This is a genomic window from Sphingobium sp. TB-6, from assembly GCF_012927365.1.
In the GTDB taxonomy this organism is placed as follows: Bacteria; Pseudomonadota; Alphaproteobacteria; order Sphingomonadales; family Sphingomonadaceae; genus Sphingobium.
The window spans coordinates 293133-311012 of sequence record NZ_JABBGL010000002.1 but is presented as its reverse complement, the minus strand read 5'-3'; the positions used below and the strand labels follow the sequence as shown (position 1 = coordinate 311012).

Genomic DNA, 17880 nt, shown 5'->3' with positions numbered 1-17880 from the left:
GCTGATGACGCTCAAAACCTCCCTTGTCATCACCGGCGACAGCAGCGTTGCCAAGGCGGCGGTCGATACGCTTCGCGGCGGTATCGATCAGCTGGGCAGCAGCGCGAAGACTACCGCCCCGGCCGCCCAGCAGCTGGACAAGGCGATCGGCGGGGTCGCGACCACCGCCCGCGCCGCCGCCTTCCAACTCAGCGACCTCTCGCAGCAATCGGCCGCGCAGAGGCACGAGCAGGAGAAGGCAGCTGAGGCCGCAGGCAAGCTCAACACCAATATCGGCCTTCAGCGGGCAGGCTATCAGCAGCTCGGCTTCCAAATTCAGGACGTGGCCGCCAGCTATGCCAGCGGATCGCGGCTCAGCACGATATTCGCCCAGCAGTCGGGCCAGTTGGCGGGCGCGATCGGCCTGATCGCGCAGGCCAGCGAGGACACGAACAGCAAGCTCGGCAAGTTCGCCACGTTCATCGGCGGGCCTTGGGGAATCGCGCTCAACATCGCGATCGCGCTCGGCGCTGCCCTGTGGAGTTCGCTGAGCAAGGTTGACGACGCCAGCCAGGAGGCGGCGAAATCCACGTTCGATTTCAGCAGCAGCTTACAGGCTGCTCAAGGCTCCATCGCCACCTACACGGACGCGGTGTCACAGGCGGAACAGGCGACGCGAGGCCTGATTAACACGCAGGCCCTGTTGATCGACAACAGCCGCGCAATCGCAAAGCAGACTGCGGCCGATCTGACCGGTCAGATCGCGACGCTTGATGCGCAGATCGCCCAAAAGACGCAGTCCGCTGGTGCTTGGTGGAAAAACGTCCCCGGTCTTTCCTCCATTGGCGTTTGGGAGCGCGGTCAGATCACGACGCTGCAACAGCAGCGGAGCGATCTGAAGGACGAGCTGGGCAAATGGCAGAAGGTTTACACTGACGCCCAAGTCGGCTTCGAAGAACGCAGCGCCGTCGAAAGCGCCAGCGCTGACGCGCGGGCACGCGGCGAGATCGAGCGGGCGCGTGCGCGGCTGCGCGAGCGTCGCCAGTTCACCCTCAACAGCAGCACCGGCGACGTGCCGTTGGCTGATGGAGCGAGCCTCGACTATCTGAGCGAAGCCGACTTCAAGCGGCAAATGTCCGACCTTCAGCGTCGGGAAGATGCGCTGAAGGAACGGGACAAGAAGCCGAAGAAGGACAACAGCGCGGCCAAGGCTGCCCGCGAGGCAGAACGGCTTGCCCAGTTCGGCGAGCGGGCCGAGGACGCGATCGCGCGCCTCAACGATCAGTTCAATGCGGCGCCCCGCGACATTGACCAGGCGCGCCAGGCGACCGGCAAGCTGGACGACATCATTGCCGATCTCGAAAAGCGTAAGCCCAAGAATTTCGAGACGCTGATCGCCCAGGCGCAGGCGGTAAAGCCGCTGATCCAGGAGAGCCTGCAACGGCCGATCCGCGAGATGCTGGACGACCAGCAACGCCAGATCGCGCTGGGCGCGCTTCAGGTGCAGGGCCGTGAGGCCGAAGCGTCCGCGCTGCAAGTCACCTATTCGCTCATGGACAAGCTGGGCGTGGAGAGCGAGTCGCAGCTTGCCACCGAACTGGCGAAGCGCGGCGTCACCGGCGATCAGGTGCGGCAGCTCTACGGCAATCTGGAGTTGATGCGCGAGCAGACGCGCGAGATGAAGGCACAGCAGGCCATCCAGCAGGCATTCCTGACTGGCGTCGCTGATATGCGCGAGAATGTCCGGCTCACGCTGGAGAGCCTGCGCAAGGATGGCCCGAAGGCGTTCGGCGATTTCTTCAAGCGCAGCCTGGACGTGGTCGATCGGCTGTTTTCCGATGTCGCGGTCGAGAAGCTGTTTGGCGGCATCTTCCGCGATCTGGAGGATCAGGTCACCGGCGCGGACAAGGTCAGCGATGCCGGGGACAAGATGGCGAAAGCCGTCGATGCGGCATCCGGGGAGATCATCAATCTCGGCAAGGCCGCCGCGACCGCGATCGCCACCATGAAGGGCGCTGCGAACGGCTCGGCCGTGCCCGCCGGATGGATCGTGGGCGATGATGGCAAAGCCTTCGATCCCAACGCGGCGATTGAAGTCACGGCGGCGAAGATCGACCCTCTCAAAGAGCTGAAAGGCGGCTTCAGGCAGGGTTATGAGCAGGTCTTTGGCGACCTGAAGAAGGGCATGAAAGATGTCTTCAGCGACATCTTCGGCGACCGGGGCTTGTTCAGTTCCTCGCTGGGGAAGACGCTGGGCACGGTCGTTGCCAACGGGCAGGTCGGGGCAACGGCGGGCAATCTCGTCACCGGCCTTCTCGGCATCAAGGGCAGCAGTACGGTCGGCGCACTAGGTGGGGCGATCGGTGGCGCGATCGGCGGGCCGATCGGGTCGATCGTCGGCGGTGTTCTAGGGTCGGTCGTCGGCGGCCTGTTCAAGAAGACGAAGACAGGCGCGGCTAACATCACCAGCGTCACCGGCGACGCGGTGCTGAGCGGCAATTCATCGACCTATAAGAAGAGCGCGTCGGCCGCCGCCGGTTCGGTCCAGGACGGGCTTTCGCAGATCGCAGAAACTCTCGGCGGTGGCGTTGGGTCGTTCAATGTCACCATCGGTCAGCGCGACGGCGACTGGCGAGTCCGCGCCGGTTCCGGCTCGCTCAAGGTCAGCAAGGGCGCCACCGATTTCAACGACGATCAGTCGAGCGCCATCGCCTATGCCATCCAACTTGCGGTTTCCCAGGGAGCCATAACTGGCCTTTCGGCGGCCGTTCAGAAGGCGATCAAATCCTCTGACGACATCAACGACGCGCTCGCCGAAGCGCTGAAGGTGAAGGAAGTGGAGACGCTGCTGGGCGGCATCGGCGCCGAGCTGCAAAACCAATTCCAGGCACTGGAAACGCAGGCCAAGGAACGGCTGCGCATTGCGACCGAATATGGTTTCGATGTGGTCGCGATCGAAAAGAAGAACGCGGAAGATCGCGCCAAGCTGGTCGACCAGCTGCTCACGGAGCGTATAGGTTCGATCCAGACGCTGTTGAACGATCTGAAATATGGCGACCTTTACGAAGGCTCGCTGGCAGACCAGCGGCAGGCGTTGCTTGCCGAAATCGCGAAAGCCAAGACTGCGGCCGAAGCGGGCGAGGACGGGGCGGCGGACAAGCTCGCCACCCTTTCGCGGCAGCTGGTCGAACTGTCGCGCGATGCCTATGGCACAGCCGGGAGCGAATATGCCTCCGACCGCGATAGCGTCATCAACGCGAGTGAAAATATCCTTCAGATCGAGACCGATCGCATCCAGGCGGCGGCGGACGCGGCTGCACAGACGAACACCACGCTGTCCACCATCTCCGATCAGACGGCCGTCTCCAACGATCTGCTCGCCAAGATCGCGGCGGCGCTGACGGCGGCGGGTGGCACGAATGCTGCGCTGGCGGCCGCCCTCAATACTTCGCTGGTGAGCCGCACCGCATGAGCACGGTCATCCGTATCCGGGCATGGCCGCGCACGGCCGCGACCGGCGCGGCCGTCGCTATCTTTCTGGCGGGCGGCAACAATGGCGCTCCCCATTATGACGGCAATCATTACCGGGCGGGGATCATTGCAGATCCGCGCTTCGAACAATCAATCAGCTTTGACGATGGCGGCTGGGCTGCGCGATCGGTGTCGCAGGCCAGCGCCATCGGTTGGCAACCCGCCAACCCCAACCGCCTGGACGATCTTGCCGCCCTCTACTGGCGGGACGCGGCCATTGAGATCGACCGGATCAAAAATGGCGTTACCACACGGCGGCTGAGCGGAACGATTGCCGAGGCAACGATCAGCGACGGCAAGCTGGTCATCACCAGCGCCGACCTCAGCAACCGCCTGGACAAGCCGTTCGTCACTGCGACTTTCGCGGGCACTGGCGGCATTGAGGGCGGCGATGCAGCGGTCGGCCGCGTGAAGCGCCGCAGCTTCGGCCGGGTGTGGAATGTCGAGGGCCGCATCCTCGACAAGGCCAACAACATCTATGAGTTCGGTGATCCTGCCTTTCCAATCCAGGGCGTCTCCGCATTGCGCGACAAGGGGCGCGCAGGGCCGCTGGGCATCCTTGGCTGGCAGGGCAGCATTGCTGCCACCCTGGCCGCGCTACAGGCCGCCGAGCCAGTCCGGGGCGGTGGTGTGTTTGCGCCGTCCATTGCCTGCGCCAAATGGTGGACCCAACCCTCCGGTCCATTGACGGCCGATCTATATGGCGAGGCCGCAGGCTATGCGGAGACGGCGCCCGGCATCGCCGCGCAGCTCCTGTCCGCAGCCGTTGGACCGTCGATCGCCAATCTTGCGGAAGCGATTTCGCTGCGGCCGGGCGCGGCGGGCCTGCATATCGGCGATAACAGCGAGACGACTGCGGCCGCCCTCGACCGGCTGCTCCAGCGCGTCACCATGATCTGGTCGGTGACCGCGACGGGCGAAATCGAACTGCGCTCCTGGACATTCGCTGATCCCGTCGAAGTGTTGCAGGCGACTTTCATCAGCCGTGAACGGACGATCCAGCCGGTTTACAGCCGACAGGTCGGCTACAAGAAAAATGAGCGGCTGCATGGCGACGGGGAAATCTCGATCGTGCTTCAGGCCGACGATGTCGTCTATGCGGATGGCACCTCCGCCGAGAGCCTGAAGCCAGCAGAAGCGGGCGCGACCAACGGTGCGACGGCAGAGCAGGCCGCCGAAATCGAGCAGCACCGCATGGATATCGAAGCCGCGAAGGCTGATATTCAGGAACTGATCGACACCTATGGCAGCACGGCCAGCGCCGCTGCCAGTGCCGATGCCGCCGCCCTTGCGCGCGATAACGCTGACGCCGCCGCCGCCAACGCCGTGCAGGCTGCTTCGGACGCGGACGAAGCTCGCGATGCGGCTCAGGTCATCCTGGACGACGCGGGCACCGTTCGGGATCAGGCCGTCGCCGCAAAGACCGATGCCCAGACAGCAGCATCGAACGCCTCCACCAGCGCAACGCAGGCGAGCGCGAGCGCAACCAATGCTGCGGGTTCCGCATCGACGGCCCAGACGCAGGCGACCAACGCGGCCAATAGCGCCACCGCCGCTGGAAACTCCGCGACGGCCGCCAGCACCAGCGCCGGGCAGGCTTCGACCAGCGCGACCAATGCGGCCGGGTCAGCATCGGCGGCCTCGACCAGCGCCACCAACGCCGCCAATTCGGCCACGGCGGCGGGCAACAGCGCGGGCGCCGCAAGCACTTCGGCATCCACCGCCAGCACGAAGGCCACCGAAGCGGCCCAGTCCGCCAGCGCGGCGCAGACCAGCGCCACGACCGCAAGCACCAAGGCGGGAGAGGCCAGCACGAGCGCCGGGCAAGCCTCGACCAGCGCCACCAATGCGGCCGGGTCGGCGTCGGCGGCATCGACCAGTGCGACCAACGCAGCTAACTCGGCTGGGGCGTCGGCTGGATCAGCGAGTGCGGCGGCAGGGTCGGCATCGACCGCCTCGACCAAGGCGACCGAGGCTGCCAATTCAGCCACCAGCGCCAGCACCAGCGCCAACACCGCGACGACGAAGGCGGGCGACGCATCGAACAGCGCGACGGCGGCAGCAGGGTCGGCATCGAGTGCGGCGACCAGTTCCAGCAATGCCGGGTCGAGCGCTACCGCTGCACAGAACAGCGCGACTTCCGCAGCGACACAGGCGGGCAATGCGGCGACCAGCGCGACAGCTGCATCAGGCAGCGCGACTACCGCCAGCACGCAGGCAGCAGCAGCAGCAAACAGCGCGACACTTGCCGCGTCATACCGCGATCAGGCTCAGGCGACGATCAACAAGACTTGGCCGTTTAGTCTGGCGCCGGTGGATCGTGACGCCTATTGGCTCGATCCCACAATGTCCATCGGCGGGCCAGGAAGCGCCGACTGGCCCAGCCCATACATCACCCAAACGCCAGCCAACACAGGCCCGCAATATAGCCGGATATTCTTCAACAAGTGGAGAAGCCGTAGCGAGATTGGCCGCAGATACCGGGTGACGGGCTGGTGCTTCTCTTATGCCACGAACATCAATTCCACCATGATATGGATTGTGTCCAGCTCTACTGGAGCGTGGGACGGGACTGCTGTTGGCCTTGGGGCTGCCGTCATTATCTCCCAGCCGGGGTCGAACATCGGCACGGGCTGGAAGAAGTATCAGTATGAATTCGTGGTTGACGCGAATTGGAAAGCCTATTGGACCCCAGTTTTTGAGTTTAACACGACCGGCGCGTCTCCGAACGGGCTAGTCCACCTCACGCCGATGATGGTCGAGGACATCACCGCCGAGTCGGGGATGCAGTCCAGCATATCGACCAACGCCATCGCCATCGCCACGGCCAACGACGCCATCGCCAGCCTTACCCAGCAGGTAACGGCGGGCAATCCGAACCTGTGCCCGAATGGCGGGTTCGAGAACGGGCTGTCTGGCTGGAGCGGTTCCGGCTGGTCGTGGAGGAAGAACGGTTGGGGGCCGCAGGTTTATCGGGACGCGACTGGAGGCGCGAGCGGCACCTTCGCTCTCACCGGCAGTAAGTTCCAAGTCTGGCCCAGCAACCCGTTCACGGTGACAGCGGACTTGGTTTTCTTCGCCACCGGCGGGGTGATCTATGTCGACATGCTCTTTTTTGACAGCGGCGGCGCCACGGTTCTTGATAGTGGGCAAAATCCAAAATCGCCCAGCTTCGACTTCAGCGATACAGGGCTCACGCGACAGCAAGTAAAGGTTACGGCGATCGCGCCAGCTACTGCGGTAGAGGCCCTTGTCCGCGTTGTGGTTGAGGGCGCGACCGGGTTGACCTATGCAGGCGTTCGCCAGGTCAAGGCGGAGAAAGGGTCCATCGCCACCCCATTCTCCAGTGAGGCGCAACTTACCCTCACCGCCGCCGCCGCGACCGACGCCTACGACAAGACGCGCGCCTATTGGCAGGTCAATGCCGCCACGCCGGGATCGCGCGCCCAGCTGACCGTCTGGGCCGATAATGGTGGGGCGGGCGTCGATATCGTTGGCAACGTGGCGATCAGCGGCAATCTGGTCACCGATGGCACGATCAACGGCGTGAAGCTGGCGGATTTGGCCGTATCGACCGCCAAGCTCGCGGCCAACGCGGCGACCGTCCCGGTCGGGACGTATGCCGATGGCTCGATCTCCTGCGCGGCAAACGCCTGGACATCCATTGCGTCGCTGTCCTTCTCAGCAAGCAATTTCTCGGTTCTGATCGCGGCATCCTGCCTGATTGCGAACGATACGGCGGGCGGCGCCACCAACGTCGATATGCGGGTTCTGCGCAACGGCACCCAAATTTTCATCCAGGATCAAATCCGGGCCTTCGACTCCGCTGGGGGCAATCGGGCCTGGACCTACACGATCATGGACAGCCCAGGCAGCGGGACCGTGACCTATGATGTCCAGATTTACCCGCGATCGGCCCGCAACGTCACCCGCCGCAGCTTGGCGTTCATCGAAGCAAAGAGGTAAGCCATGGAATATTTCATCATCTATAAGCCTGCCACTGGAGAGGAGCTGATGCGCGGTTCCGGCCCTGACGGCATCGCGCGTCTCCAGCAGCTCGCGCCCGATCGCGGCGTTGTCATCATCTCGGCCGAGGACGCGGCGAACGTCACGCCGCTCGATCAGATCGCGCCCGGTCTGCTCCGCGATAGCCTCTGGGAGTGGACGAAGATCATCCGCTCGCAAATGCTGGTTCGCGGTGCGCTCACCGATTGGGGCGTGGTGGACTCTGACGCCAACGCGATCCTCAACCTTCATATGAAGGCTGGGGCCGCGATGTGGCTCAATCATGAGGGCATTGCTGGTCCGATGCACTTCACGATGCGCGATAATTCGGTCGTGGAGCTGACGCCGACCGAGGTGCTGAAACTGAGCGGGCAGGCCATGGCCTATCTCGACGGCATTCACGAATTTGCGCGGGGTCTGCGGGCCAGCCTGGATGCGGCCAACACCGCCCTGGGCGTGCTGGCGGTCGATGTCTTTCGCGGGTGGCCCGCGATCTAGCCGGGAGAGGCCCGATGGTTTCACGTAAGAGGAGAATGAATGTGTCCGAATTGACTTCCCCATCGCTGACCGAATTGCAGGCCCAGCGCGCCCAATTGGACCGGCAGATCGCCGCCTCCACCGTCGCGCCGTTGCAGGCCGCTCACGCGCTCTTGCAGCAGCCCTCCACCGCCGCGCTGGCGGACGAACTGGAGCCGCTCCTTGCCCAACTGCCAGCGGGCGATCTGGCGCATGTGCAGATCAGCAATGTCATCACCGTCATTCGTGCCGTGCCCGGCATTATCGACCAGGAACTGGCCCGCGTGTCGGCGCTGGTGGGTGAGCCGGAATGAATGTCGATGCCGATTTCGGGGCTTGGCTTCGTTCGGCATGTTTGAATGCCGTCATCAGCTCGTCCGCGCTGGAAGATGCCTGGGGCGAGCTGGCGGCGGCGGGTGAAAGCGTTTCGGCGCTGGCGGAGAAGGCAGACGCGGAAGAGGAAGCCTCTCGCCAGCTCGACCTTTTCGGCGTGCCGATGGTGGTCGAAGTCCTCCAAGTGCAGGGGCTGCGCATCGATCTGTTTGCGCGGCCCGTCACGCTCGTCGCGCAGAGGGCGGGCTATGCGACTGGGGCCACCGTCTTTGTTCTGGGCGCCAAGGAGCAGGATGGCGTGGAACTGACAAACCTGACCGTATTGAGGAAACTGGCATGAGCGGCGTGCTGATCGTCAAACCGCTGCCGATCGCGGCGACTCCCACGGTCGCCGGATCGGGTGCGGACAATCTCAGGACGGAAGACCCAAACGAAGCATGGATCGCGCCGTCCACGGCCTCGCTGACCATGGACATCGACATGGGCGCGGCGGTTACGGTCGATAGTTTCTATCTGGGCTACACGAACGCAGCAGCGGCGGCGGCCTGGACGATCGCGTCGGGCACCGGGCTTGGCACCGGCCTGACCGTCATCAAAGCATCCGGCCCGATGCGGGCGGCTGACAGCGAAGGTCCGCGCCACCATGTCTTTGCTCGCATCGCTGATCCAGTGACTGCCCGCTATTTTCGCCTCACTTTGGCCCAGGCGGGCGCGTCGCCACTTTACGTCGGCGCGCTGGTGGTGGGGCTGGCCTTCGAGAAGCATCGCGAATTCGGCAACGGCCGTACCGCAGTTGATGTCGGCGCCAGACAGGATTTGCCGGGTGGCGGCTTCGGGATCGGTGACGGTGTCGTCAAATCCCAGTTCGCCTTCTCATTCATCGATCTCAGCGAAACGGAGCGAAACCGCCTCTGGTCGATCGAGAAGGATCGCGGGATTCGCAGGCCGGTCGTCCTTGTCGAGGATAATGATCTCACCAGCGGGATGAACGACGCCATTCACTACGGCGTCTTTGACCGCCTTCAGCCATTCGAGAGAGCCAATGCCCGCGAATATAAGCACGCGGGCATGGTGATCGACTGGGCATAGGATTCGCAACCCGCCGATCTGACGGGGGGCAAGGGGTGCGCTAACACCCCTTAACCGCAGGCTACGCTCCTGCATCTCAGCGCTGATCAGGCGCAGTTGATCCCCGCCACCGGGCACCCCGGCGGCCGGGCTTTTGGGGTGCAAAGATGAAGGAATTGGAAACGCTCTCGCCTGTGGCGCCTGTGCGGACGCTCGCGGGCTATATCGGGGGCAAGCGTGCGCTCTCTTCCCGGCTGGTGCCGGTGATCGCCGCGACGCCCCATGATTGCTACGTGGAACCGTTCGTGGGGATGGGCGGCATCTTCTTTCGCCGCGATCGGCGGCCGAAGGCCGAGGTGATCAACGACATTTCGGCGGATGTGACCAACCTCTTCCGCCTGCTCCAGCGGCACTATCAGCAGCTGCTCGACGTGTTGAAATGGCAGATCACCAGCCGGGCGGATTTCGAGCGGCTGGTGAAGGTCGAGCCGGAAACCCTGACCGAACTGGAGCGGGCGGCGCGCTTCCTTTTCATCCAGCGCCTCTCGTTTGGCGGGAAGGTGATGGGGCGGACGTTCGGGACTAGCACCACCGGCCCGGCGAGGTTCGACCTGACCAAGCTGGTACCGATGCTGGAGGATGTTCATGAGAGGCTGGCATCGGTCACGATCGAGCGGCTGTCCTATGATCGCCTAATCCCGCGCTACGACCGCCCGCACACCCTGTTCTATCTCGACCCGCCATATTGGGGTTGCACGGACGACTATGGTCGCAGCGTCTTCTCAGAGGATGATTTCGAGCGTCTGAGCGGCCTCTTACGGATCGCTAAGGGGCGCTTCATCCTGTCGATCAATGATGTGCCAGAAGTGCGGGAGATATTCGCCTGGGCGTCGATCGAGCCGGTGGAGCTGAACTATCGAGTAAGCGGCAAGGTGACGGCGGCTCGCGAGCTGGTTATCAGAGGGCCAAACTCGGAGGACGTATGAAAAAGTCGATCGCTTGGATGCTGAACTATGCTGAGGCCACGCTGAAGGACGGTAAAGCCATCGACGTTCTGCTGAATGGCCAAAGCTACAGCATCCATTCGATCAGCGGTGAGGTGGTCAAGGGTTTGATCACCATTACCCTCGCGGATGGAGGGGTGATGGCCTTCGACGCGGGGGCGAGCTGGGGCATCCTCCGTCGGGATTGAGTGCTACAGAAACTCTTGTCTCGCACTATGAAAGCTTTTGTCGCGCTTCACCTCTTTGAAACGTCCGACATATCGCGTCACCCCGCATACGCGCGCGCAGGCACGCGCGCGTACACTGTGAACTTCGGCGTGAAATGGTCGGTTCCGGACATGACGTTGAACCACCCCCGCTACCACAAACTCCGCCTGTGGCTCGGCAAGCGGAAGACGATCCCGCCTCCGTTCCAAAGAAAAAGGGCGGAACCTTGCGGCCCGCCCTCTTCTTGTCTTGCTGGCAGCGCGTCTCAGTAAACGCGGGCCTTGGGCTTGATATATTCCGCTTCGTCCGTGAGCGTGTAATCGTGCACCGGACGGTAATCGAGCGTCACCTTGCCGCCCTTGCCGCCCCAGCCCTCGAACCAGCTTACGGTGTGCTTCATCCATTCGCCGTCGTCGCGGTTGGGAAAGTCCTCATGCGCATGAGCACCGCGCGATTCCTTGCGGTTTTCCGCGCTCACCATAGTGCAGACTGCCTGGGACATGAGGTTGTCCAGTTCCAGCGTCTCGATCAGGTCGGTGTTCCAGATCAGCGAGCGATCGGACACGCCGACATCCTGCATGCTCTGATTGACCTCAGCCATCTTGGTGACGCCTTCGGCCAACAGCGCGCTGTCGCGGAACACGGCGGCATGCCTCTGCATGGTATGCTGCATTTCGAGACGGATCTTCGCCGTTGGCGAGCCGCCCTTGGCGTTGCGATAATGATCCAAACGCGACAGCGCCAGATCGGCGGCGTCGCTCGGCAAAGGACGATGCGAACCGTTCGGCTTGATCGTTTCCTTGAGGTGCAGACCCGTAGCACGACCGAACACGACAAGGTCGATCAGCGAATTGGAACCCAGGCGGTTGGCGCCGTGGACCGACACGCAGGCCGCTTCGCCGACCGCGTAGAGGCCCGGGACCACGACTTCCGGATCGTCGCCGACCTTGGTCACCACCTGCCCATGATAGTTACAGGGGATGCCGCCCATATTGTAGTGGACGGTCGGCGTCACGGGAAGCGGCTGGCGGGTCAGGTCGACGCCCGCGAAAATCTTGCCGCTTTCGGTGATGCCCGGCAGACGCTCCGCCAGCACCTTGGGATCGATATGATCGAGGTGCAGGAAGATGTGATCCTTGTTCGGACCCACGCCGCGCCCTTCGCGCATTTCCATCGCCATCGAGCGCGACACGACGTCACGCGACGCCAAGTCTTTCGCCGATGGAGCATAACGCTCCATGAAGCGTTCACCCTCGGAGTTGGTGAGGTATCCGCCCTCGCCGCGCGCGCCCTCGGTAATCAGCACGCCCGCGCCGTAAATGCCGGTCGGGTGGAACTGCACGAACTCCAGATCCTGAAGCGGCAGCCCCGCGCGCAGCACCATGCCGCCGCCGTCGCCGGTGCAGCTATGCGCCGAGGTGGCGGAAAAGTAAGCACGGCCATAGCCACCGGTCGCCAGCACGACCGCCTTGCTGCGGAAGCGGTGGATCGAGCCATCTTCCATGCAGATGGCGATCACGCCCCGGCACTCGCCATTTTCCATGATGAGGTCGATGGCGAAATATTCGATGTAGAAATCGGCGTCATATTTCAGGCTCTGCTGATACAGAGCATGCAGCATGGCGTGGCCGGTACGGTCGGCGGCGGCGCAGGTGCGCTGCACCGGCGGGCCAGCGCCCATATTCTGCATGTGGCCGCCGAAGGGACGCTGGTAGATCGTCCCATTCTCGTTGCGGCTGAACGGCACGCCGGCATGTTCCAGCTCGATCACGGCCGCCGGCGCTTCGCGCACCATATATTCGATCGCGTCCTGATCGCCCAGCCAGTCCGACCCCTTGACGGTGTCGTACATGTGCCAGGTCCAGTGGTCGGGCGAATTGTTGCCCAGCGAAGCCGCGATGCCGCCCTGCGCCGCAACGGTGTGCGAGCGGGTGGGGAACAGCTTGGTGATGCAGGCGGTCTTCAGGCCCGCCTCGGCGCTGCCCATGGTGGCGCGCAGGCCGGAGCCGCCAGCACCGACGACGACCGTGTCGTAGGTGTGGTCGATGATCTTGTAGGCTTCGCTCATTATTTGACGATCCCCGTGAAGGCGATCTTGGCGATCGCGAAGACGCCCGCGGCCGCGCCGCCAAAGGCATAGAAGTTCAGCACCAGCATGGAGAAGAAGGCCAGACCCTTGTCATGGACATAGTCCTCCAGCATCACCTGCATGCCGAGGCGCAGGTGCATGAAGATGCTGACGATCATCAGCATCAGCGGCACGGCGACCAGCGGATGGGCGATCCAGCCAGTGACGCTCTGATAATCGAGGCCCGGCAGGGCGATCAGGCTGAACAGCAGCCACAGCACCAGCAGCAGGTTGCCGATGGCGGTATAACGCTGCGCCAGCCAGTGATGCGCGCCGTGCCTGGCCGAGCCAAGACCCCGAACGCGGCCGATTCCGGTTCCGGTACCCATCAGAATTTCCCCGTGCAGATGGCGGCCCAGAAGGCCAGGGTGGCGAGCGTCGACAGGACAAAGGTCAGCAGCGACCACATCTTGTTGTTCTTCAGCTCATAGCCCGCGCCCATGTCGAGCACGAAGTGGCGCAGCCCCGAAAAGAGATGCTGGAAGAAGAACCAGCTCAGCCCCGCCATCACCAGATAGCCGATAGGCGAAGTCGCGCATTTCACGAAGGTCGCATAGGCTTCCGGCCCTGAAGCGGCGGCCATCAGCCACCAGACCAGACCCAATGCCCCCGCCGTCGCCAGACCGTTGCCGGTCACGCGGTGCATGATGGAGACGGCCATGGCTGGCCCCCATTTCCAGATCGTCAAATGCGGCGAGAGCGGCCGGCTCGTGGTTCGCGCCATATCTTCCCTACGTCCCTGATGTTTGTCCCTCGAGTCCCGTCCCCTTAGGAGCGAACCGCCAAGAGGGCAAGCCGCCCTGACCCAGCGACCAGTCGATCGCGATCCGGGCCACTCCGCATTCCGATGATCACAAGCCGGAAATACGGCTTTTTCGTCGCCCAAAGCGCACGTAATCGCCGTTGAACAAGCCTTTGGCGCCGAATGTCGGTCGGCCCTAAGAAGTGATTAACCAAATGGCGCTATCTCCCGACGCTACAACGAGACTAATTTGGGGTTCTGCCGCACATGACTTCAGCCGCCACGCCCAAAAGCACCATCCTTGCGATGATGAGGGAGGTCGATCCGCATGGAGAACTGGCGCAGGGATTGCGCCAGGTTCGCGATCTGGTGGGCGAAAACGTGACGGTGGCGGCGCGCACCTTCTACGACAGCTATGTCGAGCAGACGAACCTCAAAGCAAAGCTCAGCCCGGCCACGCTCGCCAAGATAGAGACGGAGGCGCATGAATATGTGCGCCAGAAGCTTGGCTATTATGAAGCGGGCGAATGGGCGATTTCCTCGATTGCCTGCGTCCGTCACGCCCGCAAGCAAGGCGCTCCTTTGCGCGCGGTGCTGATGCCCGTGGCCGCCGCCAATGAAAAGCTGATCGACCTTATCTGGCAGCGTACGGAGGAGGAAGCGGAACGCCGCCGGCTGGTCCATATCATGATGCAGGTCAGCATGGTCGATGCCGGGCTGATGGCGAACGTCATCGCCGGCGACGAAGCCGAAGCCCAGCGCAACGAGCGCCAGCGTTTCGGCACGATGTTCGAACAGCGGATCGTGGGGGAGATAGACGGCGCCTCGCAACTGGGCGAATCGCTGCGCGAACAGGCGAAGGATGCCTCCGCCGCCACGCGCGGCATGCTGGGCAAGGCGTCGGAAGTCGCCGCCGCCGCCGAACAATCCGCCCTGGCCATGCGCGAAGCCGCCCGCACCTCGGCGGGGTTGATCCGCGCCATCGAGGATGCCCGGACCGAGGTTGAGAGCGCCGCCGACGTCGCCCAGCGCGCCGCCCGCCAGTCGGGCGATGCCGTCGCCATGTCCACGACCCTGTCCGACCATGCGAAATCGATCGAATCGATCCTGGGCCTGATCCGCGACATTGCGGGCCAGACCAATTTGCTCGCGCTCAACGCCACGATCGAGGCGGCCCGGGCTGGCGATGCCGGGCGCGGCTTCGCGGTGGTCGCGCAGGAGGTAAAGAGCCTCGCCAACCAGACCGCCCGCGCCACGGACGAGATCGCGGGCAAGATCGCTGACATCCAGGCCTCGACCCGTCAGTCGGTCGAAACCAACGAACGCATCCGCAACACGGTGGGCGAGGTTCAGGCCAGCGCCGAACGCATTCGCCACGCCATGGACGCGCAGGCCCAGACGGTCACGATGATCACCGCGGCGGTGGACGAAACCGCGCTGGCCGCCGACTCCATGTCCTCGACCATCAGCGCGATCCGCCAGGATACCGAAGTGGTCGCGTCGGAAATCGACCAGCTCGAACGCGGCTTCATGAGCGTGGAAGGCAAGCTCTCCAGCCTGCGCGCCGCCTCTTCCGACTTTGGCCGCCAAGTGGCCTGACGGCCGGTTGGGGCCAATAGGGGACGTTGATAATATGGTCATCCCGGCGAAAGCTGGGATGACGGAAATGATGTCCGCCATCTACTCCGCTTCCCCTCTTTCCTCCAAAGGTCTAAAGGCGGCGGCATGAACGATGTTGCCACCCCTTCCGCGCCCAGCGAAGCCAAGGCGCAAAGCTGGAAAGTCACCTTCCCCTGCACCCGCGCCGAGGCTGAGGCGCTGGACGGCGACATCGCCGCCTTCGCCCTGATGGATCGCCCGCCCGTGCTGATGACCAGCGAGGCGGAACCGGACAATGAAGACAAATGGCGCCTCGACGCCTATTTCGAAGGCCAGCCCAGCCCCGCCGCGATCAAGCTGCTCCGATCCCTGGTCCCCAGCGCCGCCGGCACCAAGCCACAGGTCGAACAGCTCCCCGACGAAGATTGGGTGACGTTGAGCCAGCAGGGTCTGGAACCCGTCACCGCAGGCCGCTTCCACGTCCGCAACCTTCCCGGCGACCCGGAAGCGTCAGGCCATGTCAATTTCCTGATCGAGGCAAGCCGCGCCTTCGGCACCGGCCAGCATGAAACCACGGCGGGTTGCCTGATCATGCTCGACCGGATGCGCCGCGTCGGCATGCGGTTCGGCAATGTCGCGGACGTCGGCACCGGCACCGGCCTGCTTGCCTTCGCCGCGCTGCACCTTTGGCCACGGGCTTATGCCACGGCATCGGACATCGATCCGGTCGCCGTAGAGATCAGCGCGGCAAACGCCGCCGCCAACGGCATCGCGACCGGGAGGGGCCAGGGACAGCTTGCTCTTTATACGGCGGCGGGGGTGGATCACCCGGCCATCGCCACGCGCGCGCCCTATGACCTGCTGATCGCCAATATCCTGGCCGGCCCGCTGATCGAACTCGCCCCATCGCTCTGCGCGCTGGTGGAGGAAGGCGGCACTATCATCCTGGCAGGCTTGCTCAAGGAACAGGCCGATGCAGTTCTGGCCGCCTATCGGGCCCAGGGCATGCGCTTGGCCGAACGCACCGACAGGGGCGACTGGCCGACGCTGCGCCTGCGCAAACGCCCCCGGATCGGCTGGAAACGCCCGACCCGCATCGACAGCAACGCCCGTGGCGAAGCACCGGGATTTGGTAGCCTTTGACATTTAGGAGGGGTGGATAGCGGCCATTCTTTTCCGTCATCAATATCCACCTGTGGCCGAAACCCTCCCCCCTTGCCGATCCTTCACGACATCCTAATGTCGCATCCTGCCCCATCCCCAAAACAAGGAACCACCCCATGACCATCACCCGCCGCGTCACCGTGCATGAAGGTCCCGGCGGCCAGTTCGAGAGCATGGTGGTGTTCGATGACAGCGCGAGCGCCCCGCGCCCCGGCATCCTGCTCTTCCCCAATGTCCTGGGCACCAAGGAAGCCGATTTCGCCTATGCCGAAAAGGTCGCGGCGCTGGGATATACTGTCCTCGTCACGGATGTCTTCGGCCAGGGCAAGCGCACCACCCGCGCCGATCCCGACATGGGCCGCTACATGGCCGAACTGAACGCCGACCGCACCCTGCTGCGTGATCGCGTCAACGCCGCCCATGCCCTGCTGAAATCCCTCGACGAAGCCGACGAAACCCGCACCGCCGCGATCGGCTTCTGCTTTGGCGGCAAATGCGTGCTGGACCTCGCCCGCTCCGGCGCGGACATAGCGGGCGGCGTCAGCTTCCACGGCGTCTATGAAGCGCCCCCCTTCCCGAACGCGAAGATCACTTCCAGGCTGCTGATCTGCCACGGCTGGGACGACCCGATCGCGCCACCGGAAGCCACCGTCGCTCTGGCGAAAGAACTGACCGAAGCGGGCTGCGACTGGCAGATTCACGCCTATGGGCACACCGGCCACGCCTTTACGGACCATGACGCAAACATGCCGGAAAGGAGCCTGGCCTATCAACCGGACGCCGACCACCGCAGCTTTCGCTCGATGGCCGATTTCCTGGGCGATCTCTTTGGATGAACCGGTAGCTAAGGGTAAGGGAACGGAATAGCCAAAACCGGTTAGCTCCTATCCCTTCCCACTCCGATGAAATGCCGGTAAGTGCCTGCAATGGCTTCCCCTCCCACGCCGATTGCGCGTTCGCTCTTCGTCTTTTCGATCTTCTATGGCGGCATGGTCTGCATTGCGGGCGTGCTGGGGAACAAGCAGGTCACGCTGGGGCCGCTTTCCGCCATAGGGCCGTGGTTCGGTCTGGGACCACTGGCGGTGGAGGCCGGAATCTTCGCTTTCCTGCTGTTGGTGACGATCTCCAGCGCCGTCGCGGAACTGCATGGCCGGGCGGTCGCAAACCGGCTGGTGCAGGTGGGGTTCCTGCCGCTGATCGCTTCCATATTGCTCTCGATCGTCGTGCTGTCCGTCCCGGCGGCGGGCGACATGGACCCGGCCCGGCGCGACGCCTTTGCGCTGATGATGGGCGGCACACCGCGCATCTGGCTGGGCGGGATCATCGCTTATGGCATTTCGCAAACTCTGAATGTCACGCTCTTCGCGGCGCTCAAGGGGCGGAAGGACAGCCGCCTGCTCTGGCTGCGCGCGGCGGTGGCGAGCATCCTCTCCCAGATCGCGGACACGCTTCTCTTCGTTTCCATCGCCTTTTACGGCGTCTTTCCGATCGGGGAACTGCTGCTGGGGCAGATGCTGGCGAAGGTTGCTCTATCGGCCATTTTGGTGCCTCCGGTCATCTATGCGCTGGTCGCTTTGGGACGGCGATTGGATCGCTAACTTGCG

15 protein-coding genes are annotated in these 17880 nt (G+C 63.8%); 12 read left to right on the top strand and 3 right to left on the bottom strand.

Going from position 1 to position 17880, the window contains the following annotated elements; all coding sequences use genetic code 11:
* Window positions 1–4 precede the first annotated feature (4 nt).
* The 8 genes from HHL26_RS04595 (at window position 5) to HHL26_RS04560 (ending at window position 10624) form a co-directional block, all read left to right on the top strand.
* A complete protein-coding gene (locus tag HHL26_RS04595; protein WP_169575901.1) occupies window positions 5–3451 on the top strand; it encodes a hypothetical protein in 3447 nt (1148 codons plus the stop codon).
* Window positions 3448–7476, top strand: a complete 4029-nt coding sequence (locus tag HHL26_RS04590; protein ID WP_169575900.1) for a hypothetical protein — start codon at window positions 3448–3450, stop codon at window positions 7474–7476. Before HHL26_RS04595 ends, HHL26_RS04590 begins: the two co-directional genes overlap by 4 nt.
* Before the next feature lie 3 nt (window positions 7477–7479).
* Window positions 7480–8013 (top strand): DUF4376 domain-containing protein, encoded by a 534-nt coding sequence (locus tag HHL26_RS04585; RefSeq protein WP_169575899.1) that lies wholly within the window; start codon window positions 7480–7482, stop codon window positions 8011–8013.
* Window positions 8014–8054: 41 nt separating this feature from the next.
* Window positions 8055–8345: a hypothetical protein gene (locus HHL26_RS04580; protein WP_169575898.1), complete on the top strand. Its 291-nt coding sequence runs from the start codon at window positions 8055–8057 to the stop codon at window positions 8343–8345.
* Window positions 8342–8704, top strand: a complete 363-nt coding sequence (locus tag HHL26_RS04575) for a hypothetical protein (RefSeq protein WP_169575897.1) — start codon at window positions 8342–8344, stop codon at window positions 8702–8704. The genes HHL26_RS04580 and HHL26_RS04575 overlap by 4 nt, the downstream gene beginning before the upstream one ends.
* Window positions 8701–9453: a hypothetical protein gene (locus HHL26_RS04570; RefSeq protein ID WP_169575896.1), complete on the top strand. Its 753-nt coding sequence runs from the start codon at window positions 8701–8703 to the stop codon at window positions 9451–9453. Before HHL26_RS04575 ends, HHL26_RS04570 begins: the two co-directional genes overlap by 4 nt.
* 146 nt (window positions 9454–9599) lie before the next feature.
* Complete coding sequence (locus HHL26_RS04565; RefSeq protein ID WP_169575895.1) at window positions 9600–10418, top strand: DNA adenine methylase; 819 nt, start codon at window positions 9600–9602, stop codon at window positions 10416–10418.
* Complete coding sequence (locus HHL26_RS04560; RefSeq protein WP_169575894.1) at window positions 10415–10624, top strand: hypothetical protein; 210 nt, start codon at window positions 10415–10417, stop codon at window positions 10622–10624. Before HHL26_RS04565 ends, HHL26_RS04560 begins: the two co-directional genes overlap by 4 nt.
* Before the next feature lie 284 nt (window positions 10625–10908).
* Here HHL26_RS04560 and sdhA read toward each other — a convergent pair whose 3' ends face one another.
* The 3 genes from sdhA to sdhC are packed head-to-tail and all read right to left on the bottom strand — an operon-like array spanning window position 10909 to window position 13495.
* Entirely contained in the window at window positions 10909–12711 is a 1803-nt protein-coding gene (gene sdhA, locus HHL26_RS04555) for a succinate dehydrogenase flavoprotein subunit (RefSeq protein ID WP_066555241.1), read from the bottom strand.
* Window positions 12711–13100, bottom strand: a complete 390-nt coding sequence (sdhD, locus tag HHL26_RS04550; RefSeq protein ID WP_066555238.1) for a succinate dehydrogenase, hydrophobic membrane anchor protein — start codon at window positions 13098–13100, stop codon at window positions 12711–12713. The genes sdhA and sdhD overlap by 1 nt, the downstream gene beginning before the upstream one ends.
* Window positions 13100–13495: a succinate dehydrogenase, cytochrome b556 subunit gene (gene sdhC, locus HHL26_RS04545; protein WP_066555236.1), complete on the bottom strand. Its 396-nt coding sequence runs from the start codon at window positions 13493–13495 to the stop codon at window positions 13100–13102. The genes sdhD and sdhC overlap by 1 nt, the downstream gene beginning before the upstream one ends.
* Window positions 13496–13780: 285 nt before the next feature.
* Between sdhC and HHL26_RS04540 the strand changes: the two genes are divergently transcribed.
* The 4 genes from HHL26_RS04540 (at window position 13781) to HHL26_RS04525 (ending at window position 17874) form a co-directional block, all read left to right on the top strand.
* A complete protein-coding gene (locus HHL26_RS04540; protein WP_176392446.1) occupies window positions 13781–15112 on the top strand; it encodes a methyl-accepting chemotaxis protein in 1332 nt (443 codons plus the stop codon).
* Between the two features lie 126 nt (window positions 15113–15238).
* Complete coding sequence (locus tag HHL26_RS04535) at window positions 15239–16255, top strand: 50S ribosomal protein L11 methyltransferase (protein ID WP_066555235.1); 1017 nt, start codon at window positions 15239–15241, stop codon at window positions 16253–16255.
* Window positions 16256–16392: 137 nt separating this feature from the next.
* Window positions 16393–17112 carry a dienelactone hydrolase family protein gene (locus HHL26_RS04530; protein WP_066555232.1) on the top strand — a complete coding sequence of 240 codons (720 nt, stop codon included), beginning with the start codon at window positions 16393–16395 and terminating at the stop codon, window positions 17110–17112.
* Between the two features lie 90 nt (window positions 17113–17202).
* On the top strand, window positions 17203–17874 hold the full coding sequence (locus tag HHL26_RS04525) for a queuosine precursor transporter (RefSeq protein WP_066555230.1): 672 nt from the start codon (window positions 17203–17205) through the stop codon (window positions 17872–17874).
* Window positions 17875–17880: the final 6 nt, after the last annotated feature.